1 protein-coding gene, 1 tRNA gene, 2 rRNA genes and 1 pseudogene (1 of these 5 only partly in view) are annotated in these 3062 nt (G+C 58.8%); 3 read left to right on the top strand and 2 right to left on the bottom strand.

Annotation, left to right across the window (positions count from 1 at the left end; all coding sequences use genetic code 11):
- The 3 genes from ACP15W_RS07735 to ACP15W_RS07745 all read left to right on the top strand — a co-directional run.
- A 23S ribosomal RNA gene (locus tag ACP15W_RS07735) occupies positions 1–1488 on the top strand (it extends 1385 nt beyond the left edge of the window).
- A gap of 142 nt (positions 1489–1630) precedes the next feature.
- Positions 1631–1746: ribosomal RNA gene (gene rrf, locus ACP15W_RS07740) — 5S ribosomal RNA — on the top strand.
- A 127-nt stretch (positions 1747–1873) separates the two neighbouring features.
- Positions 1874–1950: transfer RNA gene (locus ACP15W_RS07745), tRNA-Met, on the top strand.
- A gap of 366 nt (positions 1951–2316) precedes the next feature.
- Here ACP15W_RS07745 and ACP15W_RS07750 read toward each other — a convergent pair.
- Positions 2317–2451 (bottom strand): hypothetical protein, encoded by a 135-nt coding sequence (locus ACP15W_RS07750; RefSeq protein WP_424932273.1) that lies wholly within the window; start codon positions 2449–2451, stop codon positions 2317–2319.
- Positions 2451–3062 (bottom strand): annotated as a pseudogene (gene tnpC / locus ACP15W_RS07755) (IS66 family transposase); the annotation flags it as partial. The pseudogene tnpC and the gene ACP15W_RS07750, both read right to left, overlap by 1 nt.

Genomic DNA, 3062 nt, shown 5'->3' on the forward strand with positions numbered 1-3062 from the left:
GCGACAAGGAGTGTGAGAGACACTCCCGCCGAAAGTCCAAGGGTTCCTGCTTAAAGCTAATCTGAGCAGGGTGAGCCGACCCCTAAGGCGAGGCCGAAAGGCGTAGTCGATGGGAATCCGGTTAATATTCCGGAGCCAGGAGGATGTGACGGATCGCGGCTGTTGTCTGATCTTATCGGATTGATCAGGCTTCGAAGCGGTTCCAGGAAATAGCCCTCCATTAGATCGTACCCGAAACCGACACAGGTGGACTGGTAGAGCATACCAAGGCGCTTGAGAGAACTGCATTGAAGGAACTCGGCAAAATGCCTCCGTAACTTCGGGAGAAGGAGGCCCCGTTGGCGCGCAAGCGTTGGCGGGGGGCACAGACCAGGGGGTGGCGACTGTTTACTAAAAACACAGGGCTCTGCGAAGCCGCAAGGCGACGTATAGGGTCTGACGCCTGCCCGGTGCTGGAAGGTTAAAAGGAGAGGTGCAAGCCTTGAATTGAAGCCCCAGTAAACGGCGGCCGTAACTATAACGGTCCTAAGGTAGCGAAATTCCTTGTCGGGTAAGTTCCGACCTGCACGAATGGCGTAACGACTTCCCCGCTGTCTCCAATGCAGACTCAGCGAAATTGAATTCCCCGTGAAGATGCGGGGTTCCCGCGGTCAGACGGAAAGACCCCGTGCACCTTTACTACAGCTTCACACTGGCATCAGGTCAGAGATGTGCAGGATAGGTGGCAGGCTTTGAAGCGGGGACGCCAGTTCCCGTGGAGCTTCCCTTGAGATACCACCCTTCGCTCATCTGATGTCTAACCGCGGTCCGTCATCCGGATCCGGGACCCTGTGTGGCGGGTAGTTTGACTGGGGCGGTCGCCTCCCAAACAGTAACGGAGGCGCGCGATGGTGGGCTCAGACCGGTCGGAAATCGGTCGTCGAGTGCAATGGCATAAGCCCGCCTGACTGCGAGACTGACAAGTCGAGCAGAGACGAAAGTCGGCCATAGTGATCCGGTGGTCCCGCGTGGAAGGGCCATCGCTCAACGGATAAAAGGTACGCCGGGGATAACAGGCTGATACTGCCCAAGAGTCCATATCGACGGCAGTGTTTGGCACCTCGATGTCGGCTCATCACATCCTGGGGCTGGAGAAGGTCCCAAGGGTACGGCTGTTCGCCGTTTAAAGTGGTACGTGAGCTGGGTTTAGAACGTCGTGAGACAGTTCGGTCCCTATCTGCCGTGGGTGTAGGAGACTTGAGAGGAGTTGCCCCTAGTACGAGAGGACCGGGGTGAACGCACCACTGGTGGACCTGTTGTCGTGCCAACGGCAGTGCAGGGTAGCTATGTGCGGACAGGATAACCGCTGAAGGCATCTAAGCGGGAAGCCCCCCTCGAAACCAGGTCTCCCTTGAGGGCCGTGGTAGACCACCACGTCGATAGGTCGGAGATGTAAGCGCGGTAACGTGCTCAGTTGACCGATACTAATCGCCCGATTGGCTTGATCCGATCCAGTGGAAGCCAGGACCAGTCCTGGCCGACCGGAAACGGGAAGCCTTTGACCCAGAACAGTCAGAGAATGAGAAAGACAAGTCTCGTGTGTCCTGCCGACCCAGTCAAAGCGGGTGGGCAGGAGGATGCGTTTTCCAGGTTTGGTGGCAACAGCTGCGAGCGAAACACCCGATCCCATCCCGAACTCGGCCGTTAAGCGCCTCGGCGCCGATGGTACTGCGTCTCAAGACGTGGGAGAGTAGGTTACCGCCAAACCTGATAAACGCATCCCAAAGCTTCTCTTCACAAACGTCCCTCCCAAAAGGGACAACCCGATAACCGGCACGGCACGACCAAAAACAACCGTGCCAAAGCGCAGAAAGTCAACCAGACTTTCAAATGGCGCGGGGTGGAGCAGCCCGGTAGCTCGTCAGGCTCATAACCTGAAGGTCACAGGTTCAAATCCTGTCCCCGCAACCAAAGCCTCGCAGCCATTGGCTGTATCCGGTGACTGGCGTTCAGATCGCCCTCCCGCAACCAACGCCTCGCCCTCGTCTGGGATTATTTCAGACAACTCGCCCGATAGGGCAGACTTGCCAACTCCTGCGGCGACCGACAGGATTCCTGCAAGGTCGCCTTGAAGGTCGATGATCGGCCTACCCCGTTCTTGTGAGGTCGTCAGCACGATCCGATCGTAACCGCCCGGATCTCACATCGGCTGTGTGCTCTTGACACGCTCGATGATGTACGGATTGCCGACGAAGTCCCGGAGGAAGTTGCGCCATTCCGTCTCTGAAGCTCTGGCCCTGGTGAGCATATCCTTCAGTTTTTTGAGCCCGTTGTCGGTCAGGGCTGTGGTGCACGCGTCCTGCCCGGTGTGAGGTTGTCGTCGTTCTCGACGATAGCTTCGGAGAGTTCGGGGTCCTCGCCGAGCATTTCTGCGACATGACAGACAGTTCTGAAATGGGCGATCGCCGCCATCAGGCAGCCTCCACCCGAGGAGCAACGGGCGTCCAATTCCAGGTCAGTAGTTCGTCAAGACGGTTGATCTTGTGATCATGGATCCGGTCGAGGATGTCGGCCAAGTAGGCTTGGGGATCGAGGCCGTTCATCTTGGCGGTCTCGATGAGTGTCATGGTACGGGCGAGGGTCTCGGCGCCGGTGTCGGCTCCGGCGAAGAGCCAGTTTTTTCTTCCGATCCCAATTGGCCTCAGGCCACGCTCGGCGCAATTGTTGTCGACCGCCACGCGCCCGTCGTCCAGGAACAGGCAGAATGCGGGCCAGCGGCTCAGCCCATAGCGGAATGCCTTCGCGAGATCGCCCTTGCCGGGGAGGCGCGTCAGCTGCTGTTCGGCCCAGGCCTTGAAAGCCTCGACCTTTGGCTTGCTGTGCTCTTGGCGGGCCTTGCGGCGAGCTTAGGCAGATTGCCCGGAGATTTCGCGCTCGATGTCGTAGAGCTTGCCGATCCGATCGAGCGCCTCGCGGGCGATCTCGGACTTTGTCGTGGTCCAGACGTCGTGGAAATCTCGGCGCAGATGCGCCCAGCACGCAGCTTCCCGGAATTGGGGACCGCCATCAGGTCCAGGGACGTA

Source organism: Amaricoccus macauensis (assembly GCF_049800915.1).
GTDB lineage: Bacteria > Pseudomonadota > Alphaproteobacteria > Rhodobacterales > Rhodobacteraceae > Amaricoccus > Amaricoccus macauensis_A.